This window comes from Azospirillum sp. A29, from assembly GCF_042604625.1.
Classification (GTDB): domain Bacteria; phylum Pseudomonadota; class Alphaproteobacteria; order Azospirillales; family Azospirillaceae; genus Azospirillum; species Azospirillum palustre.
This window is the reverse complement of the sequence record NZ_CP170466.1, coordinates 898,417-920,322: the sequence shown is the minus strand read 5'-3', so window position 1 is coordinate 920,322 and position 21,906 is coordinate 898,417. Positions and strand designations below refer to the sequence as shown.

At 67.8% G+C, this 21,906-nt stretch carries 22 protein-coding genes, 1 other RNA gene and 1 pseudogene; 11 read left to right on the top strand and 13 right to left on the bottom strand.

Annotation, left to right across the window (positions count from 1 at the left end; genetic code table 11):
* Positions 1 to 19: 19 nt before the first annotated feature.
* From ABNQ38_RS19200 to efp, 5 genes are all read right to left on the bottom strand, one after another.
* The gene (locus ABNQ38_RS19200) at positions 20 to 1,414 is read right to left on the bottom strand and encodes a peptidoglycan -binding protein (RefSeq protein WP_377809755.1); all 1,395 of its coding nucleotides are present in this window, start codon (positions 1,412 to 1,414) and stop codon (positions 20 to 22) included.
* Positions 1,415 to 1,450: 36 nt separating this feature from the next.
* Positions 1,451 to 2,644 (bottom strand): flagellar motor protein MotA, encoded by a 1,194-nt coding sequence (locus tag ABNQ38_RS19195; protein ID WP_098740267.1) that lies wholly within the window; start codon positions 2,642 to 2,644, stop codon positions 1,451 to 1,453.
* Between the two features lie 51 nt (positions 2,645 to 2,695).
* Positions 2,696 to 3,478 (bottom strand): OmpA family protein, encoded by a 783-nt coding sequence (locus tag ABNQ38_RS19190; RefSeq protein WP_377809754.1) that lies wholly within the window; start codon positions 3,476 to 3,478, stop codon positions 2,696 to 2,698.
* Positions 3,479 to 3,593: 115 nt separating this feature from the next.
* A complete protein-coding gene (locus ABNQ38_RS19185; protein WP_109048865.1) occupies positions 3,594 to 4,391 on the bottom strand; it encodes an inositol monophosphatase family protein in 798 nt (265 codons plus the stop codon).
* 101 nt (positions 4,392 to 4,492) lie between these two features.
* Positions 4,493 to 5,059 carry an elongation factor P gene (gene efp, locus ABNQ38_RS19180; protein ID WP_109048864.1) on the bottom strand — a complete coding sequence of 189 codons (567 nt, stop codon included), beginning with the start codon at positions 5,057 to 5,059 and terminating at the stop codon, positions 4,493 to 4,495.
* A 369-nt stretch (positions 5,060 to 5,428) separates the two neighbouring features.
* Between efp and epmA the strand changes: the two genes are divergently transcribed.
* Positions 5,429 to 6,496, top strand: a complete 1,068-nt coding sequence (epmA, locus tag ABNQ38_RS19175) for an EF-P lysine aminoacylase EpmA (protein ID WP_377809753.1) — start codon at positions 5,429 to 5,431, stop codon at positions 6,494 to 6,496.
* 66 nt (positions 6,497 to 6,562) lie between these two features.
* Here the strand turns inward: epmA and ABNQ38_RS19170 are convergent, their stop codons facing one another.
* The 6 genes from ABNQ38_RS19170 to ABNQ38_RS19145 form a co-directional block, all read right to left on the bottom strand.
* Entirely contained in the window at positions 6,563 to 7,891 is a 1,329-nt protein-coding gene (locus ABNQ38_RS19170; RefSeq protein WP_377809752.1) for an OmpP1/FadL family transporter, read from the bottom strand.
* A gap of 257 nt (positions 7,892 to 8,148) precedes the next feature.
* On the bottom strand, positions 8,149 to 8,955 hold the full coding sequence (locus ABNQ38_RS19165) for a TSUP family transporter (RefSeq protein ID WP_098740261.1): 807 nt from the start codon (positions 8,953 to 8,955) through the stop codon (positions 8,149 to 8,151).
* 145 nt (positions 8,956 to 9,100) lie between these two features.
* A complete protein-coding gene (gene thiE / locus ABNQ38_RS19160; RefSeq protein WP_377809751.1) occupies positions 9,101 to 9,772 on the bottom strand; it encodes a thiamine phosphate synthase in 672 nt (223 codons plus the stop codon).
* 3 nt (positions 9,773 to 9,775) lie between these two features.
* A complete protein-coding gene (locus ABNQ38_RS19155; protein WP_174471628.1) occupies positions 9,776 to 10,705 on the bottom strand; it encodes a class I fructose-bisphosphate aldolase in 930 nt (309 codons plus the stop codon).
* 167 nt (positions 10,706 to 10,872) lie between these two features.
* Positions 10,873 to 11,109 (bottom strand): hypothetical protein, encoded by a 237-nt coding sequence (locus ABNQ38_RS19150; protein ID WP_377809750.1) that lies wholly within the window; start codon positions 11,107 to 11,109, stop codon positions 10,873 to 10,875.
* Between the two features lie 110 nt (positions 11,110 to 11,219).
* Complete coding sequence (locus tag ABNQ38_RS19145) at positions 11,220 to 11,669, bottom strand: hypothetical protein (protein ID WP_377809749.1); 450 nt, start codon at positions 11,667 to 11,669, stop codon at positions 11,220 to 11,222.
* A 230-nt stretch (positions 11,670 to 11,899) separates the two neighbouring features.
* On the opposite strand from ABNQ38_RS19145, the gene ABNQ38_RS19140 reads away from it, so the two are divergent.
* Both ABNQ38_RS19140 and ABNQ38_RS19135 read left to right on the top strand, forming a co-directional pair.
* Positions 11,900 to 12,244 (top strand): type II toxin-antitoxin system HicB family antitoxin, encoded by a 345-nt coding sequence (locus tag ABNQ38_RS19140; protein WP_377809748.1) that lies wholly within the window; start codon positions 11,900 to 11,902, stop codon positions 12,242 to 12,244.
* 162 nt (positions 12,245 to 12,406) lie between these two features.
* On the top strand, positions 12,407 to 14,095 hold the full coding sequence (locus ABNQ38_RS19135; protein ID WP_377809747.1) for a methyl-accepting chemotaxis protein: 1,689 nt from the start codon (positions 12,407 to 12,409) through the stop codon (positions 14,093 to 14,095).
* 69 nt (positions 14,096 to 14,164) lie between these two features.
* On the opposite strand, the gene gap is transcribed toward ABNQ38_RS19135, so the two are convergent.
* Entirely contained in the window at positions 14,165 to 15,172 is a 1,008-nt protein-coding gene (gap, locus tag ABNQ38_RS19130) for a type I glyceraldehyde-3-phosphate dehydrogenase (RefSeq protein WP_200198011.1), read from the bottom strand.
* Positions 15,173 to 15,231: 59 nt separating this feature from the next.
* Entirely contained in the window at positions 15,232 to 17,226 is a 1,995-nt protein-coding gene (gene tkt, locus ABNQ38_RS19125) for a transketolase (RefSeq protein ID WP_377809746.1), read from the bottom strand.
* Between the two features lie 398 nt (positions 17,227 to 17,624).
* On the opposite strand from tkt, the gene ABNQ38_RS19120 reads away from it, so the two are divergent.
* From ABNQ38_RS19120 to ABNQ38_RS19085, 8 genes and pseudogenes are all read left to right on the top strand, one after another.
* Positions 17,625 to 17,849, top strand: a complete 225-nt coding sequence (locus tag ABNQ38_RS19120) for a hypothetical protein (RefSeq protein WP_109448310.1) — start codon at positions 17,625 to 17,627, stop codon at positions 17,847 to 17,849.
* A gap of 4 nt (positions 17,850 to 17,853) precedes the next feature.
* The gene (locus ABNQ38_RS19115) at positions 17,854 to 18,162 is read left to right on the top strand and encodes a cell division protein ZapA (protein WP_098740243.1); all 309 of its coding nucleotides are present in this window, start codon (positions 17,854 to 17,856) and stop codon (positions 18,160 to 18,162) included.
* Between the two features lie 14 nt (positions 18,163 to 18,176).
* Positions 18,177 to 18,340: non-coding RNA, 6S RNA (gene ssrS, locus ABNQ38_RS19110), on the top strand.
* Positions 18,341 to 18,405: 65 nt separating this feature from the next.
* Positions 18,406 to 18,996, top strand: coding sequence for a 5-formyltetrahydrofolate cyclo-ligase (locus tag ABNQ38_RS19105; protein ID WP_377809745.1), 591 nt, complete (start codon positions 18,406 to 18,408; stop codon positions 18,994 to 18,996).
* Positions 18,997 to 19,018: 22 nt separating this feature from the next.
* Positions 19,019 to 19,855 carry a YmdB family metallophosphoesterase gene (locus tag ABNQ38_RS19100; RefSeq protein ID WP_377809744.1) on the top strand — a complete coding sequence of 279 codons (837 nt, stop codon included), beginning with the start codon at positions 19,019 to 19,021 and terminating at the stop codon, positions 19,853 to 19,855.
* Between the two features lie 173 nt (positions 19,856 to 20,028).
* Positions 20,029 to 20,781 (top strand): YebC/PmpR family DNA-binding transcriptional regulator, encoded by a 753-nt coding sequence (locus tag ABNQ38_RS19095; RefSeq protein WP_098740241.1) that lies wholly within the window; start codon positions 20,029 to 20,031, stop codon positions 20,779 to 20,781.
* Between the two features lie 81 nt (positions 20,782 to 20,862).
* Positions 20,863 to 21,330 (top strand): annotated as a pseudogene (ruvC, locus tag ABNQ38_RS19090) (crossover junction endodeoxyribonuclease RuvC); the annotation flags it as partial.
* 6 nt (positions 21,331 to 21,336) lie between these two features.
* Positions 21,337 to 21,906, top strand: a complete 570-nt coding sequence (locus ABNQ38_RS19085; protein ID WP_377810100.1) for an endonuclease domain-containing protein — start codon at positions 21,337 to 21,339, stop codon at positions 21,904 to 21,906.

Genomic DNA, 21,906 nt, shown 5'->3' with positions numbered 1-21,906 from the left:
CCGCGCGGCGGGGTTCCGCTCAGCGCTGGTCCAGCTTGATCTCGATGCGGCGATTCCTCGCCAGTGCCTCGTCCGAGGTGCCGGGGTCGATGGGCTGGAACTCGCCAAAGGCGGCGGCAGCCAGCCGCTCCGCCGGGATGCCCTGGTCGATCAGGAACTTGACCACCGACAGCGCGCGGGCCGAAGAAAGTTCCCAGTTGGAAGCGAACTGGAAGCGCACCGGCTTGATGTCGGTATGGCCGTCCACCCGCAGGACCCAGTTGATGTCGGAGGGGATCGCCTTTCCGATCTCGATCAGGGTGCGGGCGAGGTCGGCCAGCCGCTGCTTGCCGGCCTCCTCCAGCGTGGCGGACCCGGACGGGAACAACAGTTCCGACTGGAAGACGAAGCGGTCGCCGACGATCCGCACGTCCGGCCGGCTGCCCAGCGCCTCGCGGACGCGGCCGAAGAACTCAGACTTGTAGCGGGCGAGGTCCTGGACCTTGGCGGCGAGCGCCTGATTGAGCCGGGCGCCCAGCTCGGCGATCTGCACCTTCTGCTCCGCCGACGCCTTCTCCGACGTCTCCAACGCCGCACCGATGCGGGCGAGCTGGTCGCGAAGCGCCAGGAGCTGCTGGTTCAGCAGGTCGATCTGCTGCTTGCTCTTTGTGCCTTCGGCCTGTTCGCCGGTCAGGGACGCCATCAGGTCGCGGATGCGCAGGTCGCGCTGCTCCAGGTCCTTTTGCGCCTGGGTGCGGCTGCCGGCCAACTGCGACTCCAGCCCCTTCAGGCGGATGTCACGCTGGTCGATCTCCTTCTGCGCCAGCATCGTCTTCTCTGTGGCCGATGCCAGTTCCGATTCCAGGGCCTTGGCCCGGTCTCGGGTGGTGCCGAGTTCGGCCAGCAGGGCTTGGCGTTGCTGTTCGGTCAGCTTGGTGGCGGCCATGGCGGCGGCCAGTTCGCCTTCCAGCTTCTGCCGGGCATCACGCAGGGCCTTGATGTCGGCCTGGAGGCTGAGGATCTCCTTCAGCTTGAGGTCCAGCGTCTCGCGGTCGACGCGGACGTTGCGCTGGAGTTCCTCAAGCGTGCGGGTGGTGCGGTCGCGGTCCTCCTGAACCTGGCTCAGCTTCAGGGTCATGTCGTCGCGGGTGGTGACCGAGGTCTGCAACTCGGTCGACAGCTGGGTGATGTTGACGCGCAGGTCGGCGTTGGCGTCGCGCTCCATCGCCAGCAAGTCGTTCATCTCCGCGATCTTGTGGTTCAGCGCGGTCAGCTGCTCGTCGCGGCCGGTCAGGGCGGTGGCGAGATAGAACTGCGCCACCACGAACACCATGAGCAGGAAGATGACGACCATCACCAGCGACGACAAGGCGTCGACCCAGCCGGGCCATGCGCTGGCGTCGCGGTGGCCGTTGCGGCGGCTGATGCTGGCCATGGGTGCTCCCGGCGTTGGCCTGTGGTGGTCTGGGTATCAGCGCGGCTGCTGGTCGGCTTCTTCGGCAAGCGCGGCGATGGTGCGGGCCAGCAGCTTGATTTCGCTGCGGATCTCCTGCACCGCCTGGACCCGGCCGTTGGAGGATTCCTCAACGATGCGGGCGAGGTAAATGTCCATGTTGCGCAGATGCTGGCGCGAGGCGTCGTCGAATCCGGCGCCGGAATTCTCCGCCAGCCGGTCGAGCAGCCCCTTCACCTCCAGCTGGTTCTCGCCAAGGCGCAGGAGAAGCTGCTGTTCGGCCCGCATATGGTCGGTCAGGCTCGACAGCCGCTCGGTCAGCGCCATCAAATTGGCATTGGCGGCGCGCCGGCCCTCTTCGGCGGTGGCGACGGTGCGCTGGAGCGAGTCGAGATTCTCGGCGGTCTGCTCCAGCAGGGCGGTCAGATAGGCCGACGCGGCATGGTCGCCCGATTCGAGTCCGCCGGCGGCACCGCTCGACAGGCGGGTGGCGCTGGACAACCAGTCCTCCAGATCCTGGAAGAAGCGGTTGTGGGCCTGGCTGGCCTGGAGTTCGAGGAAGCCCAGCACCAGCGATCCGGCCAGACCGAACAGCGAGGAGGAGAAGGCGGTGCCCATGCCGACCAGCGGCGCTTCCAACCCCTGTTGCAGCCGGGAGAACATGCTGCCGACGTCGCCGCCCTGCACCGACAGGCTGCCGATGACTCCGCCCACCGACTGCACGGTGTGCAGAAGGCCCCAGAAGGTGCCGAGCAGGCCGAGGAAGATCAGCAGGCCGATCAGATAGCGCGACAGCTCCCGCGATTCGTCGAGGCGGGAGGCGATGCCGTCCAGCATCGAGCGCATCGACAGGGCCGACAGGGTCAGCCGGCCGCGCCGCTCGCCCAGCATGCGGGCCATCGGCGCCAGCAGCACCGGCTCCTGCAGGGAGGCCGGGGCGACGCCGCTCTGGTACTGCTCCAGCCACGCCACTTCGGGGCGGAGCATCAGGACCTGCCGGAAGATGAAGGCGATGCCGGCCAGCAAGGTCGCCAGGATGACGCCGTTCAGCGGCGCGTTGTTGAGGAAGGCCGAGCGCAAGGCGGGGAACAGCAGGCCGGTCACCGCGCAGACCACGACCAGGAACAGGATCATCCGGGTCAGGAACCGCTCCGGGCGTGTCATGAGGGCGGATACCTCCTGCGGTCGGGTCGTCGGGATTATGGCGGTCATGATGCTCCGAAGGGGTGTTCCGATCAGACCTCGCGCACGGTGTGGGCGCTGCTACTCGTTCAGAAAGACGGCGTCGATGCGGTCGGAAACCCCACCGCCCTCGTCCAGGCCCAGCGCACGGACATCGACGCGGGTGCTGCGGATTCCGAAAGCGGTCAGCCGCTCGCGCAATGCCAGCGCCCGGGCCAGCGCCCGCTGCCGCGCCTCGCGCGCCGTATCCGGCGTGCCGCTGGCGTAGGAGCGAAGCTGGAGCCTCGCGGTATCGCTGGCGCGCAACCGCTCGACGATCCGGTCGACCACGGCGTCCGCCGCATCCGGCAGATTGGTGGCATCGGCGGGGAACACAAGGCTCAAAACGCTCGAAGGTGGCAGGCTAGCCGCAGGAGGTGCCGCCTCCGGAGGAGGGGGTAGTGCCGCCGTGTCGGTCCGCGGTGTGACCGGAGCCGGAGTGGCGGGCGTCCCCTGCGTAGCGGGCTGCGGCGGCTGGGCGGGAGCCGTGGCCGGAGGCTGGCTCTTGGCGGTGGTGGCCCGCGGAGTCGGCTGGGCCGGACCTTCGGTCAATGCCGGCGGCGGCGGGGCTTCGAGCGGCTGCGGCAGGGTGAGGCGCGGCGGCGCCTTGACCGGCGGCGGGGTGCGCAGGCTCGGGCGCGGCGGGATCGACAGGGGAACCGCATTCTCCAGCGTCAGGCCGGCAGGCGTCGCGGCGGCATTGGTAGCCGGGGTGGTGGCGGTGGCCGGGGTGGCCGCCGACAGGGCAGCCGGAGAGAGCGTCCAGACCGCGCACAGAGCGGCGGCGGCAAGGTGCTTGCGGTCGGCGTGTCCCCAGCGGCGCAAAACGATGTGTCCCGTTAAACCTTTGTCCCGCAAACCATAGCCTATCGATCGCTCCAGCCACAACCGCTCATCCGCCGTCTCCGTTCGGGAGGGCGGCGGACGAGCGGGCCGGAGGTCAGCCCTTGGCGCCCTTCAGCAGGCGGGCGACCGGGACCTGGAGGTGGCTGTTGGCGGCGAGCACGTTGCCGGTGAAGACCGGGTTGCGGCCGCCCTCGATCTCGCCGACGAAACCGCCGGCCTCGGTGACCATCAGCACGCCGGCCGCGCAGTCCCAGGGAGCCAGGCCGCGTTCCCAATAGGCGTCGAATCGGCCGGCGGCGGTGTAGGCGAGGTCGAGCGAGGCGGCGCCGAAGCGGCGGATGCCCGCGACCTCCTTCATCACCGCTTCCTGTTCCTTCAGGAAGGTGGCGTGGTCGCCGCGGCCCTTGAACGGGATGCCGGTGGCAATCACGCAATCCTCCAGCCGGCGGCGTTCGGACACGCGCAGGCGGGTGTGGTTGACGTATGCGCCGACCCCCTTCTCGGCCCAGAACAGCTGGTCGCCGATGGGGGCGTAGATCACGCCGGCGACGATCTCGCCGTTGCGCTCGGCGCCGATGGAGATCGCCCAGTGCGGCAGGCCGTGCAGGAAGTTGGTGGTGCCGTCGAGCGGATCGACGATCCAGCGTGCCTCGGCATCGCTGCCCTTGGATGCGCCGCTCTCCTCCATCAGGAAGCCGAATTCGGGCCGCGCCTTCTGCAATTCCTCGCGCAGGGTGCGTTCGGCCTTCAGATCGGCGGCGGACACGAAGTCCGCGGGCCCCTTGCGCGACACCTGGAGGTGTTCGACCTCGCCGAAGTCGCGGACGAGACCCCGGGCGGCCTTTTCGGCGGCGCGGACCATGACGTTGATGAGAGCGGAGCGGGTGGCCATGGGTGTTGGTGTACCGTTTCGTGCAGCAGGAACCAGAAAACAATACACCGGCCTCCGCGCATGGCGAAGACCGGTGATGGCAGGACGGACCTTGGAAAGGATCAGTCCTTGGCGCGCTCGACGTATTCGCCGCTGGCGGTATCGACGACGACGCGGGTCCCGGCCTCGATGTGCGGCGGAACCAGGATCGACACGCCGTTCTCCAGCTTGGCCGGCTTGTAGGACGAAGAAGCCGTCTGGCCCTTCACCACCGGGTCGGACTCGGTGATCAGCAGCGTGACCTTGCCGGGGATCTCGACGCCCAGCGGCGAACCTTCGTGGCTCTGCACGGTGACTTCCATGCCGTCCTGGAGGAAGACGGCCGGTTCGCCGATGATGTCGCGCGGGATGGCGACCTGCTCGAAGCTTTCCTTGTCCATGAAGGTGAAGCTGTCACCTTCGGCGAAGAGGAAGGTCATCTCATGCTCGTCCAGGCGAGCGCGCTCAACGGTCTCCTGGGTGCGGAACCGCTCGATCGACTTGTTGCCGGTGCGAACGTCCTTCATTTCCAGCTGGATGAAGGCGCCGCCCTTGCCAGGCTGCACGATGGCGGTTTTGGTGATGACCCAGAGCTTACCGTTGTGCTCCAGCACATGGCCGGGGCGCATCGTGTTGGCATTGACCTTCATGGCTTACTCATGACTTCCGGAAATATGGGCGGCGCGGACCCTACCAGCTTGACCGCCGGTAGGCAACGGCGCGGAACGATAACCGCGCGCAATCCGGCCGGTTGACGGGCGATTCTTCGCCAAACCGGTCCGCAGAATTTAGAACGGCTCCAGCAATGGGACGTTTGGAACGTTTGAAACGCTTTTGCCGACCCTGTTCAGTGTTCCATCCGGCCCGACCCTGCGGCCCGGCCCTGCGGTTCGACGGCGATGGGCGGAGTTTATCACAGGCGGCGGCTGTGACCAATCCCAAGCCGGCTTGAGTACGCCGGCCGTGGATGCTCTGATGCGGCCGCACCCCTTTCGACTGCCTATCAAGAGCGCGCCGACATGTCCGCCTCCATCCGATCCGCCGAACTCCCCCCCTGGCATCCCGAGGCGCTGGCCCGCCGCCGGCCCTATCTGGCGGCGCGCGGCCGGGTGCTGAACGCCGTCCGCCGCGTGTTCGAGGAGCTGGCCTTCATCGAGGTCGACACGCCGGCCCTTCAGGTGTCGCCGGGGATGGAGCCGCATCTCCAGGCCTTCGCCACCGAACTGCGGGGACCGCACCCCGACGACAGCCGGCCGCTCTACCTGCACACCAGCCCGGAATTCGCCATGAAGAAGCTGCTGGTCGCGGGCCTGCCGCGGCTGTGGCAACTGGCGCACGTCTACCGCAACGGCGAACGGTCGGGGACGCACGCGCCGGAATTCTCGATGCTGGAATGGTATCGCGCAGGCGAGGGCTATCGCACGCTGATCGACGATTGCCGGGAACTGCTGTGCGCCGGGGCCGAGGCCGGCGGGCGGCGGAGCTTCGACTTCCGCGGCATGACCTGCGATCCCTTCGCGCCGTGGCGGGTTCTGACGGTGCCGGAGGCGTTTCACGAGTATGCCGGCATTGACCTGATGGCGACCTGTGACGGCAGCCACGATCCCGACCCGGCCGCCCTGGCGGCGGAGGCGGCGCGCATCGGCATCGCGCCGCATCATGGCGACCGCTGGGAGGACATCGTCTTCCGCATCATGTTCGACCGGATCGAGCCGCATCTGGGCGAGGGCGTGCCGTGCGTGCTGACCGACTATCCGCTGTGCATGGCGGCGCTGTCGCGGCCGAAGCCGGAAGACCCGCGGCTGGCGGAGCGCTTCGAGCTGTATGCCTGCGGGTTGGAACTGGCGAACGCCTTCGGGGAACTGACCGATCCGGCGGTGCAGCGCGCCCGCTTCGAGTCGGACATGGCGCTGAAGGAACGGCTCTATGGCGAGCGCTTCCCGGTGGACGAGGATTTTCTGGCGGCATTGGAGCATGGCATGCCGCAGAGCAGCGGGATCGCCATGGGCTTCGACCGGCTGGCGATGCTGTGCAGCGGCGCCGAGAGCATCGAGCAGGTGCTGTGGCTGCCGGTCGCGGGGGTGTGAAATGACAAAGCCCCTCTCCGGTGAGAAGGAGAGGGGCTTTGCGAGCGAGCGGTAAATTGGGGCTGCTTAGAACGTGAACTTCGCCTGCAGGCCGATCAGGTCGATGCTGCTCTTGTAGTCGACGTTCAGGTTGCCGCGGCCAGCTTCGGGGCCGGTCAGGTCGTCGGTGAGGGCGACCGAGGTCTTCGGGATGAAGACGTGCGAATAGGCGGCGTCGACGCGCAGATTGTCGGTCACCTGATAGCCGGCGCCGGCCGACAGCCAGTAGCGGTTCTGCTCCGGAATGCGCGGCGTGCGGTACTCGACGTCGACCGAACCCTTGTCGAAGGCGGCGCCGGCGCGCAGCGTCAGCTTGTCGGTCACCTTGTAGGAGGTGCCGAGCGCGTAATACCAGCTGTCCTTCCAGTGCTCTTCCGTCACGGAGTTGAGCGCCGGGTTGGCGACATTGACCCGCAGCTCGCGGAACCGCGACCAGTTGGTCCACTGCACGTCGGCCATCACCGCCCAGCGGTCGGTCACCTCGTGGTACAGGCCGATGGAGGCGATGTCCGGCGTGGTCAGGTCGGCGTTGATGCTCTGGCTGGGCAGGGCGCCGGCGAGCGAGGCCGGCAGGCCGGTGAAGGAAATGGTGCCGGTCAGCGTGTGCTTCACCGCCGAGCGGTAGGCGAGACCGACGCGGGTGCCCTTCACCGGTTCGATGAGGGCGCCGAGCGTGAAGCCCCAGCCCCAGTCGTCGCCGGTCATGTCGCTTTTGACGTCGAGCGAGCCGGGGCGGCCGAGGCGGCTGGCACCGAAGTCGGACGACTGCGACAGCTTGGCCTTCGCATACTGGACCTGCACGCCGCCGCCGATGGTGATCATCGGGTTGATGCGGTAGGACACCGACGGCGCGAAATTGTAGGTGCGCAGATCGGAGCGGATGCCGTGATAACGGCCGATCCAGCTGTCGCCGTAATCGGTGACCAGACCCCAGGGGCCGTTGGCCGAGATGCCGACCTTCAGATCGTCATCGATCGAATAGACGAAATAGCCGGCGGGAACCAGCGCGTCCTGGGCGATGTCGCCGGGCGAGGCGTTGCCGCCGATCGAGGTGCCGCCCAGCCGCCGGGCGCGGTTGGCGCTGGCGCTGTCGACCTTCGACTTCACGATGACGCCGGTGGCGGTCTGCACCGCCTCGATCCCGGTCACCAGCCCCATGGTCGCCGGATTGTAGAACATCGAGCTGGCATCGCCGTTGCCGCCGGCGGTCACGCCGGCATAGGCGGTGCCCTGACCCGATACGCTCTGCTCCTTCAACGCGAAGCCGGCGGCGAAGGCCGTGGAAGCGGTCGCCGCGGTGACGGCAATGGCGGCGGCGGCGGTCAGCAGGCGTGTCTTGAGCGTCGTCGGAGACATTCGTTCCTTCCCCCAATTGTGTTATTGACGCAATGATACACGAACTGACGCTTACGTAAAGGGACTCCCACCACTTTTTGTTGGCTCTACGAACAGCTTTGCGGAGCCTGCTGAAATTCGGAAGGGGAAAAGATGGGCGCGCATGTGCGAACGCCGCCGGATGGGGGTTAACCCCGACGGCGGCGTTCGAAAGACGGTCGAATATCGGCGGAGATACGCAGGCTCAGGAGCGGCGGAGGCTGCCCATCAGGCGACGGTCAAGCGACCCAGGCGGCTGCGGCGCTGAACAGTTCGCGCAGGATGTTGTGCTCGTCGGTCCAGACCAGCTTGGCGGTGATGACGATGGAGGCGACGACCAGCATCGGGCGCACGACTCGGGCGCCGTTGCGGATCACCATATGGGCGCCGGCCTGGGCACCGATATACTGCGCGACGCCCATCACCAGCCCGACCGTCCACAGCACATGGCCGCCGGCGATGAAGAACAGCAGCGACGCGAGGTTGCTGGTCAGGTTCAGCACCTTGGTGTGGGCGGTCGCCTTGCGCAGGTTGTAGCCGAGCAGGGAGACGAAGGCGATGGCGAAGAAGGTGCCGGTGCCCGGCCCGAAGAAGCCGTCGTAGAAGCCAATGCCGGTGCCGATGCTGAGCGCGAAGGCATGCTCGCCGATGCGCTGGTGGGCATCCACGTCGCCGGCCTTGGGCGACAGCAGCAGATAGAGGGCGATGCCGATCAGCAGGATCGGGATGACGTCGCGCAGGAAGCTGGGGTCGAGCATCTGCACCAGCGTCGCGCCGGCACCGGCACCGACGAAGGTGCAGAGGATCATCGTCCGCATCGACGCCGGATGGACCTCGCCGCGGCGGACGAACTTGATGGTGGCGGACAGCGATCCGAAGCTGGATTGCAGTTTGCCGGTCGCCAGCGCCTCGGCGGGGGACAGGCCGGCGGCCAGCAGGGCCGGAATGGTCAGCAGGCCGCCGCCGCCGGCAATGGAGTCAACGAAGCCGGCCAGCAGGCCGACGGCGAACAGGATGCCCAGCGACTCGGGCGTCAGAAGGTCCATGATTGTGTGGAAACCCGCGTAGATGCACCGCCGGCGGAGCCGGCCTATCCGTAAATCGGCGGAGCCGGCATACTATGATTCGGCGGAGCCTGCATGCTGTGTTTCAGCATGGCCGGTACACACACACCCGGCCGGCCTCTCAATGTCAGCCGGCCGGACCGGCGAGGGCAGCCTCGATGGCGGCGTTCAGCGCCCGGACCCCGGCGCCCGGCCCCTGGGGATGGCCCCAGACGGCGTTGACCACGGCCAGGAAATCGGCGCCCGCGGCGACCAGCGGCGCACAATTCTCGGCGGTTATGCCGCCGATGGCGACGCAGGGCACCTCCATCAGCTCCGACCACCAGCTCAAGAGCTCCGGCTCGGCCTTGTATTCGGCCGTCTTGGTGGCGGTGGGGAAGAAGGCGCCGAAGGCGACGTAATCCGCTCCTTCCTCGCCGGCGAGCATGGCGAGATGGCGGCTGTCGTGGCAGGTGACGCCGACTATGGCGTCGTTGCCCATGATCTTGCGGGCGTCGCGATAGGGCGTGTCGGTCTGGCCGACATGCACGCCGTCGCAGCCGGCTTCCCGTGCCAAGCGCGGATGGTCGTTCAGGATGAAGGCGACGTCACGCTCCTGCGCGATGGGGCGCAGCACGTCGCAGGCGCGGCGGATGTCGTCCTCGGAGCAGTCCTTCAGGCGAAGCTGCACGCAGGCGACGTCGCCCGCATCCAGCGCTTCCGCCAGAATCGGCGCGAACGCCGCCGGCTCCAGGGCCGGCGGCGTCACGAGGTACAGTCGGCAGGCAGGTTCCGCCTGCGTCGGCTTTCCCTTGGCCAAGTGTTACTCCCGACCCTGGTAGATCTTCATGATCCGGTCGAGCAGCTTGAGGGCGTCCTCACGCGGCCGCTGGAAGGCGTTGCGGCCGATGATCGAGCCGTTGCCGCCGCCGTCGCGGATGGCGCGGGCGTCTTCGAACACCGCATCCTCACCCTTGGTGGCGCCGCCGGAGAAGACCACGATGCGGCGGCCGTTGAAGGCGCACTGCATGATGTGCTTCACCCGCTCCGCCTGGGTGGCGATGGGGATGTTCTTCGACTCGTAGATCTTCTTGGCTTCCGGCTGCTCCAGCGTGGCCGACGGCAGCTTGACCTTGATGATGTGGGCGCCCAGCAGAGCGGCCATGTGGGCGGCGTAGCCGATCACGTCGATGGCCAGTTCGCCGTCCTTGGTGACGGCGCCGCCGCGCGGGTAGGACCACAGCACGGTGGCGAGGCCGTAGGACTTGGCCTCCTTCGACAGCTCGCGGAACTCCTCGTACTGGGCGTACATGGCGTCGGAGCCGGGATAGATGGTGAAGCCGATGGCCGACGCGCCGATGCGCAGCGCATCCTGGACCGAGGCGGTGACGGCCTGGTCGGCGGCTTCCTTCTGGGTGGACAGCGAGTTGGCGCTGTTCATTTTCAGGATCAGCGGGATCGAGCCGGCGAAGGTGCCGGCGCCGGCTTCCAGCGAGCCCAGGGGGGCGGCGTAGGCGTTGCAGCCCGCGTCGATGGCCAGCTGGTAATGGTAGTGCGGGTCATAGCCGGCATCGTTCGGGCCGAAGCTGCGGGCGGGCCCGTGCTCGAAGCCCTGGTCGACCGGCAGGATCACCAGCTTGCCCGTACCGCCGAGCTTGCCTTCCATCAGGATGCGGGCGAGGTTCGCCTTGGTGCCGGGATTGTCGCTCTCGTAGTTGGCGAGAATGTCTTTGACGCGGCGCGTGAGCTTCATTGTGGCTCTTCCCCTGGGGCATTCTTGGAAATGGCGCCGTCTTAGCCCGTATTGGGCCGCTTTGCAACGGCGGGAGGGGCATAAAGCGGCCATTTGCCACGCCTGAACGGCCTAGGGCCTGCGGTCGGGGAGGGCCCTTGCGGGGGGCATGAGCCCGTCCGAAGGGGTTAGGGCAGAAGGGATCCTGCCAGCGTGTAGAGACCGTATCCGGCCCCGCCGAGCACCGCCCAGGACCCCACGGTGAGTCCGACCCAGACGGCGACCAGCTTGAGGCCGCGCATCTTCTCCGGCCCGGGTGCCGGTCCGTGTCCCATCCGTTCGGAGTACCGGCCGCCGGTGGCCTGCCCCGGACGGTGTGGTTGCGCGATCGTCTGATCCGGCGTGGTGAGGGAGGTGATGCTCATGGGCGGGTCATCCGGCATCGGAGGGAGGGTGGCGTGTCACAAAAATATCCTAAGGTGACGTTACACCACCTTTGCGCGGAGAGGCTGTGCGAAAAAGCGGTAGTGGGACCCTATCCTTCGGCCCGCGCCAGCCAGTCACGGCATAGGGCCTCCAGCCTTTCGGCGCGGTCGCTCCCCCGACCTTCGGCCGCGAGGTCGAGCAGCGGCGGGCATCGGGTCAGCAGGACGGCGCCACGGGCGGCGGCGATTGCCGCAAGGCGGTCCGCCGCCTGCGGATGGCCGGTGAACAGCAAGGCCGGCACGCCGGCGGCAAGCGCCCCCTGCGCCTCGCCGGCGCGGTCGCCGCAGTCGAGCAGGCCGGTCGATGCCAGTCCGGGGTGGGACTTGCGCACCCGCTCCAGCACGCCGAGCAGCCAGAGCGCTCCCCCTGCCGGCGGCGCCATCAGGGTCAGGCCGGTGCCGGCCGACTCGGCCGCTCGCGCCGCGGCCAGCGCGTCGCCGAGGCTGCGGATCAGGATGGGCCGGGCCGGAACCGGAGGGACTGATAGCGATGCGGTCATGGGGCGCGCCAACGGGGGAAGGGCCAAGCGGCCACTGTAGCCGGGCCTGCCGGACGGCTCAAACCCCGCAGCCGGTCCGCAGTCGTCCCACAGCCGTCTCCCGGCCGGTTGAGAGAATTGAGGCAGGTCAAACCCTGCGGTCGCCGTCCCGGAGTATGGTCAGTCACAGAGGGTGGGGGCCGGAGCGCCGGCGCCCGTTTCATTGGAATACCTCTCCCGGGAATGCCGCGATGATGGAATACAAGGGTTACAAGGCCCAGATCGACTTCGACAACGAAGCGGGCGTCTTCGTCGGCGAAGTCATCAACACACACGATGGCATTACCTTTTCCGGCCGGTCTGTGGACGAGCTGCGGGAATCTTTCCGGCGGGCGGTGGACGATTATCTCGACCTGTCCTGCGATATGGGCGGCGACGGCGAGCAGCCCTTCTCCGGTCGTCTCGCCATCCGCATCAACCCGATCCTGCACCGCGCCGTCGCCGACTGCGCCGCGCGGGAAGGCAAGAGCCTGTCCGCCTGGATCGCCGAGTGCCTGGGCCGGGCCGCCGGGGTCACCGACCTCAAGGCCGGGTGAGAATTCGCAAAATGCGATGCCGATTGCGCATGCTGCATGGGCTGATTGGCAGAATGCCGAATGGATTGCCTCATGGACGGTTCGCCACACCCGGTGCCGACACACCTTTAACTGGCATCGTATTTGCTCAACGTCCCCCGAACGATTTAGGGGGGATGCCTTATGAGCGGACCGAAGATGACTTTGCGTGCGAAGCTGTGGGCACTCGTAGCGCTGGCCGGCGCCGTGTCCATCGCCATTGCCGCCGCCGCCCTTTGGCTCGACCAGCGCAACATGCTGGAGGAGCGGAAGGAGACCTTGCGCTCCGTCGTGCATACCGCCCATGGACTGGCCACCGGATATGAAGCTGAAGTCAAGGCCGGGCACCTGACGCGCGAACAGGCGTTCGAGCGGTTCAAGTCCAATCTCAACACCATGTTCTACAATGGAAAAGACTATATCTTTGTCCAAAACCTGAACTACCAGACCGTCGTTCATCCGGTCCGGCCCGATGTCATCGGCAAGGACCAGCGTGACAACAAGGACTCGAACGGTGTGTTCTTCGTCCGGGCGCTGGTCGACACCGCGCGCACTAAGGGCGACGGCTTCGTGGACTACATGTATCCCAAGCCGAACACCGAGGTGCCGCTGCCCAAGCTCAGCTACGTCAAGATGTTCGAGCCCTGGCAGCTGCTGATCGGCACCGGCGTCTACATCGACGATCTGGACGCCCGCTTCGCCAGCAGCCTGTGGACCATGGCGGCCATCGTCGGCGGGCTCGCCCTGCCGGTGGTCGGGCTGATTGCGCTGGTCGGCAACTCGATCAGCCGGCGCATCCGCCGCCTGTCCGATGCCATGCGGGCGCTCGCTGACGGCAACCTGTCCGTCACCGTGCCGGAGACGGAAAACGGCGACGAGCTGGGCGACATGGGCCGTGCGGTCCAGGTGTTCCGGGACAATGCCGAGGCGAGCCGCCGGCTGGAGGCCGAGCAGGCCGAAGCTGCCCGCCGGGTGGAGGAGGAAAAGCGCCAGTCAATGGACCGGCTGGCGGCGCGCTTCGAAGGGACGGTGGGCGGCATGATCCGCTCCGTCTCCACCACCACCGACGCGCTGGGGCAGAAGGTGCGGGCGATGTCGCAGGCGGCGGAGCAGACCAGCCAGCTGGCCGGCATCGTCGCCAGCGCCAGCGACGACACCGCCGCCAATGTGCAGACCGTCGCCGCCGCGTCGGAAGAGCTGACCGGCTCCATCGTCGAGATCGGCCGGCAGGTGTCGGAAGCCAGCCGCGTCGCCGGCGAGGCGGTCGGCATGGCACAGGAGGCCACCGGCCGAATCAGCAGCCTGGCCGAGGCGGTCGAGCGAATCGGCACTGTGGTCGGGCTGATCAACTCCATCGCCGGCCAGACCAACCTGCTGGCGCTGAACGCCACCATCGAGGCGGCGCGGGCGGGGGAGGCCGGCAAGGGCTTCGCCGTCGTCGCCAGCGAGGTGAAGGCGCTGGCCAACCAGACGGCCAAGGCCACCGATGAGATCGGCGGCCAGATGAGCGGCATCCAGACGGTGACCGGTCAGGCGGTGACGGAGATCCAGAAGGTGGCGGCGGTGATCGAGCGGCTCAGCGGCATCGCCACGGCGATTTCCGCCGCGGTCGAGCAGCAGAACGCCGCAACCGCGGAGATCACCCGTTCGGTCCAGCAGGCCGCCGCCGGCACCGGCGAGGTGTCGAGCAGCATCTCCGGCGTCACCGCCGCGTCCGACGAGAGCGGCCGCACCGCCCGCGAACTGGTCGATGCGCTCGGCAAGCTGACCGGCGAGGCCGCCGGGCTGACTGCGCAGGTCGGCGACTTCCTGGCGACGGTGCGGGCGGCCTGAGGGCCGGTTGCCTCAAAGAAAAAAGGCGCCTTCCGCGAGGAAGGCGCCTTTTTCTTGCAGACGCGAGGCTTACTTGGCGTTCGCCATGGCGACGGCGGTGTCGCTCATCCGGTTGGAGAAGCCCCACTCGTTGTCGTACCAGGTCATAATGCGGACGAAGTTGCCGTCGATGACCTTGGTCTCGTTCAGCGCGAAGATCGAGCTGTGCGGGTCGTGGTTGAAGTCGGTCGAAACCAGATCCTCGGTGTAGGCCTCCAGCACGCCCTTCAGCGGGCCGTTGGCGGCGTCGGAGATCGCTTTGGTGATCTCCTCGACCGAGGTGGCGCGCTTGGACGTGAACTTGAAGTCGACGACCGACACGTTCGGGGTCGGAACGCGCATGGCGGTGCCGTCCAGCTTGCCCTTCAGCTCCGGCAGAACCTTGCCGACGGCCTTGGCCGCACCGGTCGAGGTCGGGATCATGTTCAGGGCCGCGGCGCGGGCGCGGTGCAGGTCCTTGTGGTTGGTGTCGACGATCCGCTGGTCACCCGTGTAGGAGTGGATCGTCGTCATGAAGCCCTTTTCGATGCCGACGAGGTTGTTCAGCACGAAGGCCACCGGGGCCAGGCAGTTGGTGGTGCAGGACGCGTTCGAGACGATCTTGTGCTCGGCGGTCAGCTTGTCGTGGTTGACGCCGTAGACGACGGTGATGTCCTCGTCGGTCGCCGGAGCGGAGATCAGCACCTTCTCGGCGCCGGCTTCCAGATGCTTGGCGGCATCGGCGCGCTTGGTGAAGATGCCCGAGCATTCCATGGCGATCTGGACGCCCAGATCCTTCCACGGCAGCTTGGCCGGGTCACGCTCCTGCACGACCTTGATGGAGTGGCCGTTGACGATCAGCACGCCGTCGCCGGTCTCGATGGTGCCGGGGAAGCGGCCGTGGACGCTGTCGTACTTCAGCAGGTGGGCGTTGGCCTTCAGATCGGCGAGGTCGTTGATCGCCACGACCTCCACGTCCTTGCGGCCGCTCTCGTAGATGGCGCGCAGAACCAGACGGCCGATGCGGCCAAAACCATTGATCGCTACCCGTACAGCCATGACTTCCTCCAGTTGGATGTGGGGCGTCCGAATTCGGCTGGACGCCCCTTCGGCTTCTCTCAGAGACGCGCCTTAACGGCGTCCACGACCGCTTCGGCGGTGATGCCGAAGTGCTTGTACAGTTCCTGGTAGGGGGCCGATTCGCCGAAGCCGGCCATGCCGACGAAGGCGCCCTTGTCGCCCAGCCAGCGGTCCCAGCCCAGACGGATCGCCGCCTCGACGCCGACGCGCACGCCGGTGCCGAGCACGGACGCCTTGTAGGCGTCGTCCTGGCGTTCGAACAGTTCCCAACTCGGCATAGACACAACGGCGGTGCCGATGCCCTGGGCCTGCAGGGACTTGCGGGCCTCAACCGCCAGCGACACTTCCGAACCGGTGGCGAGGATGGTGGCCTTGCGCTCACCCTCGGCCTCGACGATCACGTAGGCGCCGCGGGCCGACAGGTTCTCGGCGGTGTGCTCGGTGCGCAGCGTCGGCACGTTCTGACGGGTCAGCGCCAGCACCGACGGGGCGCCGGTGGCCTCCAGCGCGATCTGCCAGCATTCGGCGGTCTCGACCGCGTCGGCCGGGCGCAGGACCAGCAGGTTCGGGATGGCGCGCAGCGCGGCCAGATGCTCGACCGGCTGGTGGGTCGGGCCGTCCTCGCCGAGACCGATCGAGTCGTGGGTCATCACGAAGATGGTGCGCTGCTTCATCAGTGCGGCCAGACGGATCGCCGGGCGGCAATAGTCGGCGAACTGCATGAAGGTGCCGCCGTAGGGAATGATGCCGCCATGCAGCGTCATGCCGTTCATCAGCGTCGCCATGCCGTGCTCGCGCACGCCGTAGCGGACGTAGCGGCCGGCGAACTCGCCCTTGCCCTTCACGTCGGCGGTGTTCTTGACCTTGGTGTTGTTCGACGGGGTCAGGTCGGCGGAGCCACCGACCATCTCCGGGATCGCCGGCACCAGCACTTCCAGCGTGTTGCCGGAGGCGACGCGGGTCGCCCAGCTCGGCTTCTCGGCGCTGATCTTCTGCTTGAAGGCGACGATGGTGTCGGTCAGCGCGCTCGGCACGCCATGGCTGAACGCCTCGTCGAAGGCCTTGCCGGCCTCGGCGCTCAGGGTGGCGCGGCGGCTGCTCCAGGCGTTGTACGCCTCGACGCTGCGGGTCCCGGCGGCCCGCCAGGCGGACAGCACCTCGTCGGGAACGACGAAGGGCTCATGGGTCCAGCCGATGGCGGTGCGGGTCGCGGCCACCTCGTCGGCGCCCAGCGGCGAGCCGTGGCAGGCGTGGCTGTTGGCCTTGTTCGGCGCACCCTTGCCGATGATGGTACGGCAGGCGATCAGCGTCGGCTTGTCGGTGGAGGTGCGGGCCTGGGCGATGGCCTTCGACACCGCGTCGGTGTCGTGGCCGTCGACGGCGATGGTGTTCCAGCCGTAGGAGCGGAAGCGCGCCTGGGTGTCGTCAGTGAAGCTGAGGTCGGTCGTACCGTCGATGGAGATGTGGTTGTCGTCCCACAGCACGATCAGGCGGTTCAGCCCGAGATGGCCGGCCAGCGAGCAGGCCTCGTGGCTGACGCCCTCCATCAGGTCGCCGTCCGACGCGATGACGTAGGTGTAGTGGTCGATCAGCTCGTCGCCGAAGCGGGCGTTGGTGATCCGCTCCGCCAGCGCCATGCCGACGGCGGTGGAGACGCCCTGGCCCAGCGGGCCGGTGGTCATCTCGATGCCGAGGCTGGGGTCGACTTCCGGGTGGCCGGGGGTCAGGCTGTGCAACTGGCGGAAGCGCTTGATCTCGTCGATGGTCATGCGCTCGTAGCCGGTCAGGTAGGCCAGCGAGTAGAGCAGCATCGAGCCGTGGCCGGCCGACAGCACGAAGCGGTCGCGGTCGGCCCAGGTCGGGTTCTTCGGATCGAACTTCAGGAACTGCGTGAACAGGACCGTGGCGACGTCGGCCATGCCCATCGGCATGCCGGGGTGGCCGGACTTCGCGGCCTCGACCGCGTCCATGGAGAGCGCGCGGATCGCGCTGGCCATCGTGTGGAGGGAGGGCTGGGCGGAGTCAGCGGACATCTGGCGTTTCCTGCGGGTCGGGCGCGGTTGCGGCGTCGGCAACGGTGGTCGCGCGGTCACCCCAAAAGGCGCCGCGAAACGGGCGCACCATGCAGAACCGCCGTCCGCAGGTCAACATGGGATTGGGGTAGGGAATGGCATGGCAGAGGCCTCTCGTCCGTGTGGGAAGCCCTGCGCCGGTTAAAGGTTCGACACTGATGCATCGGTTGCGACGTTCCGTCACGCCCCGGTATTCAGTATGGGCATTCGGTGGAAGAGTCCGTCGTGACGGTTGACGCGGTCGGTGTGCCGGCCCAAGTCTAGGCGCTCCGATAAGGCAGCGGCTCGGCTTGGCGGAAAGCCGGTCCGGGTCCGCCGGCCATCGAACATGACGTGCCCACAGGTCGAGGTTGACGTCCATGGATTCCCTGAAAGCCGCACTCGACCGCCTCGGCCGTGCCGTGGAACGCCTCGACCATGCGGCAGCCGCCCGCGAGGAGCGGGTCGTCCGGCGTGAGCAGGACCTGTCGCAGGCGCTGGAAACCGCGCGGGCCGACCGGGCGACCGCCCAGGCCACCGCGGAAGCGGTGTCGCAGCGTCTGGAGGTCGCCATCGCCCGCCTGCAACACGTGCTGGAGAGCTGACGCCATGGCGCAGGTCGACATCGAAGTGAACGGCCGCTTCTACCGCATGCTGTGCGAGGACGGGCAGGAGGGCCGGCTGCGCGAGCTGGCGGCCTATGTGGACGACCGCCTGCGCCGGCTGACCGGCGGCGGGCGCAGCGGGTCGGAGGCGCAGATGATGCTGATGACCTGTCTGGTACTGGCCGACGAGCTCCAGGACGTGATGTCCGGCAAGGGCATCGCCCCCGCAATCGACGAGGCCGCGGTGGCCGGCGAACTCGATCGTGTCGCAAAACGCATCGAAGAGGTTGCCGCGCGGCTCGAGCGCGCCTAGATTGGTACACGGAAGGAGCGCTGCCTGGTTCGACAGGCTGCAATAATCCCCAGGGCCGATAACCTTGAACTCTAGGGAGCTGTCCCTGTCCGGCCCATCGGGCCGGGTACACGGCGCCCACCTGCTCATGCAGGCCATGGAGGATAGGCATATGGCCACCGGCCGAGGCGGCACCTTCCACCTTATTCCGGGGCCACCCTGTTCCAGGGTTGCTCCGTTCCCTCCCGCCGCACGCAGTCCGCGATGACCGATCCGCAAGCCAAGGACGCCGCCCGCCGCGAGGCGCGCGCCCGGCGCGACGCCATCGCCGACCGCGACCGCTCCACCGCCTCCGACGCCTTGCGCGACCGCATCGCCGAACTGGCGCGCGACGGCCATCTGCCGCGCGGTGCCGCCGGGGGATATTGGCCGCTGGGCTCGGAACTCGACGCGCGGCCGGCTTTGCTCCATCTTAAAGAACTCGGCCATCCGGTCGGGCTACCAGTCTCCGGGCCGCGCGGCACCGCGCTGCTGTTCCGTGACTGGGACCCGCAGGCGCCGATGACGGCCGGCCGCTACGGCATCCGGGAACCGGCGGAAGGGCGTGCGGTCCTGGTGCCGTCGCTGCTGCTGGTGCCGCTGCTGGCCTTCGACCGCTCCGGCCACCGGCTGGGCTATGGCGCCGGCTATTACGACCGGACGCTGGACGGCCTGCGGGCCGGCCGGGCGGGCGCGGTGGTCGCTGTCGGCGTGGCCTTCGCCGCGCAGGAGATGCCGGCGGTTCCGGTGGACGGCCATGACGAGCGGCTGGACTGGATCGTGACGGAGCGCGAGACGCTCCGCATTCACAAGTAAGTTATACGGGAAGGTTGGGGCGATGCGGATTCTGTTCTTCGGCGATGTGGTCGGCCGGTCCGGGCGCGAGGCTGTACTGGCGCATATGCCGATGCTGCGCGAGAAGCTGGACCCCGACCTGACGGTGGTGAACGGCGAGAATTCGGCCGGCGGCTACGGCGTCACCGTCAAGATCGCCGAGGAGTTCTTCGAGGCCGGTATCGACGTGGTGACGCTGGGCAACCATACATGGGACCAGAAGGAACTGGTTTCCACCATCGAGCAGCAGCCGCGCATCGTCCGCCCGGTGAACTACCCGGAGGGCACGCCGGGCCGTGGCTATGTGCTGCTTCAGGCGCGCGGCGGGCGCAAGGTGCTGGTCGTCAACGTGCTGCTGCGCCTGTTCATGGAGCCGATGGACGATCCGTTCGCGGCGGTGGACCGTGTGCTGAAGGCGCACCGGCTCGGGGCCGGCCAGGGAGGGGGCGGCGTCGATGCCGTGCTGATCGACATGCACGGCGAGGCGACCAGCGAGAAGATGATCATGGGCCATTTCTGCGACGGCCGTGCCTCGCTGGTGGTGGGCACCCACAGCCATGTGCCGACCGCCGACCACATGGTCCTGCCGAAGGGCACCGCCTACCAGTCCGATGCCGGCATGTGCGGCGATTACGACAGCGCCATCGGCATGAAGAAGGAGGTGGCGCTGGCCAAGATGGTGCGGAAGCTGCCGACCGAGCGGCTGTCGCCGGCGGAAGGGGAAGGCACCGTCTGCGGCTGCTACGTCGAGACCGACGACCGTACCGGGCTGGCGGTCCGCATCGAGCCGTTGCGCATCGGCGGGCGGCTGAGCCCGACCTTGCCGGAACGGATGCAGTAAGGCCGTCACGGCCGCGGCTTCGGCCGTGCCGCAATCTCGCCATATTGACTTTCTAATCCCGTGGGTGTCGTCTCCCGCGCCGAAAAGGTGCGGTGGGGCGGCAGACCTGTTACATGTGTCGTGCGCTTAACCCCGCCCGATTGACCAATTCCGTTTCGAGGCTCGTTCGACCCATGGCCGGTCATTCCCAGTTCAAGAACATCATGCACCGCAAGGGCGCGCAGGACGCCAAGCGGTCCAAGATCTTCAACAAGCTCGCCCGCGAGATCACCGTCGCCGCCAAGAGCGGCCTGCCGGACCCGGCGGCCAACCCGCGCCTGCGCGCCGCCATTCTGGCCGGACGCGCGCAGAACATGCCGCGCGACCGCATCGACCGCGCCATCAAGCAGGGCACGCCCGGCGGCGGCGACGACGCCAACTACGAAGAGGTGCGGTACGAGGGCTATGGCCCCGGCGGCGTCGCCCTGATCGTCGAGGCGCTGACCGACAACCGCAACCGCACCGCCGCGGAAGTGCGCTCCAGCTTCACCAAGTATGGCGGCAGCCTGGGCGAGACCAACTCGGTCAGCTTCATGTTCAGCCGCATCGGTGCGATCTTCTACCCGGCCGCCGCCGCGGATGCGGACGCCGTGTTCGAGGTGGCGCTGGAGGCCGGTGCCGACAACGTCGAATCCGACGAGAACGGCCACGAGGTCACCACCACGGTGGAGAATTTCGGCATTGTGCGCGATGCGCTGGAGGCCAAGTTCGGCGGTGCGGAGAGCGCGCGCCTGACCTGGCGTCCGCTGAACACCGTCGCGCCGAGCGAGGATGCCGCGGCCAGCCTGCTGAAGCTGCTGGACGTGCTGGAGGACAACGACGACGTCCAGGTGGTCGAAGGCAACTTCGACATCTCCGACGAGCTGATGCAGAAGCTGACCGCGTAAGCTGAACGCGGGTCTTGCAAGCGGAGAGCGGGTGCCGTGTTTGCGCGGGCAGGACGAAGTGAGGCGACGGTGCCTTCGCCGGTGCGGCTGCTGGGGATCGACCCCGGCTTGCGCCACACCGGCTGGGGCATCATCGACGTGGCGGGCAACCGCCTGAGCCACGTCGCCGACGGCGCGGTGCATTCCGACGACCGCTGCCCGCTGGCCGAGCGTCTGGTGCAGCTCCACGACGCGCTGTCGGCGGTGGTGGAGCGCTACCGCCCCGACGAGGCGGCGGTGGAGGAGACCTTCGTCAACAACAACGCGGTCTCCACGCTCAAGCTGGGGCAGGCCCGCGCCGTGGCCCTGCTGGTGCCGGCCCAGGCCGGGCTGGCTGTGGCGGAATACGCCAACAACATGGTCAAGAAGGCGGTCGTCGGCCAGGGCCGCGCCGAGAAGGCGCAGGTCCAGACGATGGTGCGGCTGCTGCTGCCCGGCTGCGAGATCGCCTCGCCGGACGCCGCCGACGCCCTCGCCATAGCGATCTGCCATGCACACCACCGCGCCAGCTGGACGATGTGGCGGCGGGGGGATATCTCGTCACAACGGGCGCAAAGCGCCCTCTCCCGTCCCGGGAGAGGGAGGGGACCCGCCGCAGGCGGGGAGGGTGAGGGGCTATCCGTCACGGATGTCTCCATCCAAGCCAAGCGTCTCCCAACTCCTCAGGAATCCGAACGAACTCGCGTGCTTCGCCGCGATTCCACGGAAGTGGAAAAAATGCTGTGGCAGAAGCTGCGGAACGGCCAGTTGGGGGCGAAATTCCGCCGTCAGGAACCTATATTCGGCTTCACCGTCGACTTCGTCTCGCACGATCACCGGCTGATCATCGAACTGGATGGCGGCCAGCATGCGGAGCAGCGCGCCTCTCACGATGAACGGCGCACCAGGATGCTGGAGCAGGCCGGTTTTCGCATCATGCGGTTCTGGAACAACGATGTCGGCGACAACCTCGACGGTGTCCTGACGACGATCAAGGCGCGCCTGGACGAAACCTCCGTCCTGAGGCGGCCGGTCGCCGTGGCGAACCCCTCACCCGGCCCTGCGGGCCACCCTCTCCCGGGGCGGGAGAGGGACTCGGAGTCCTGA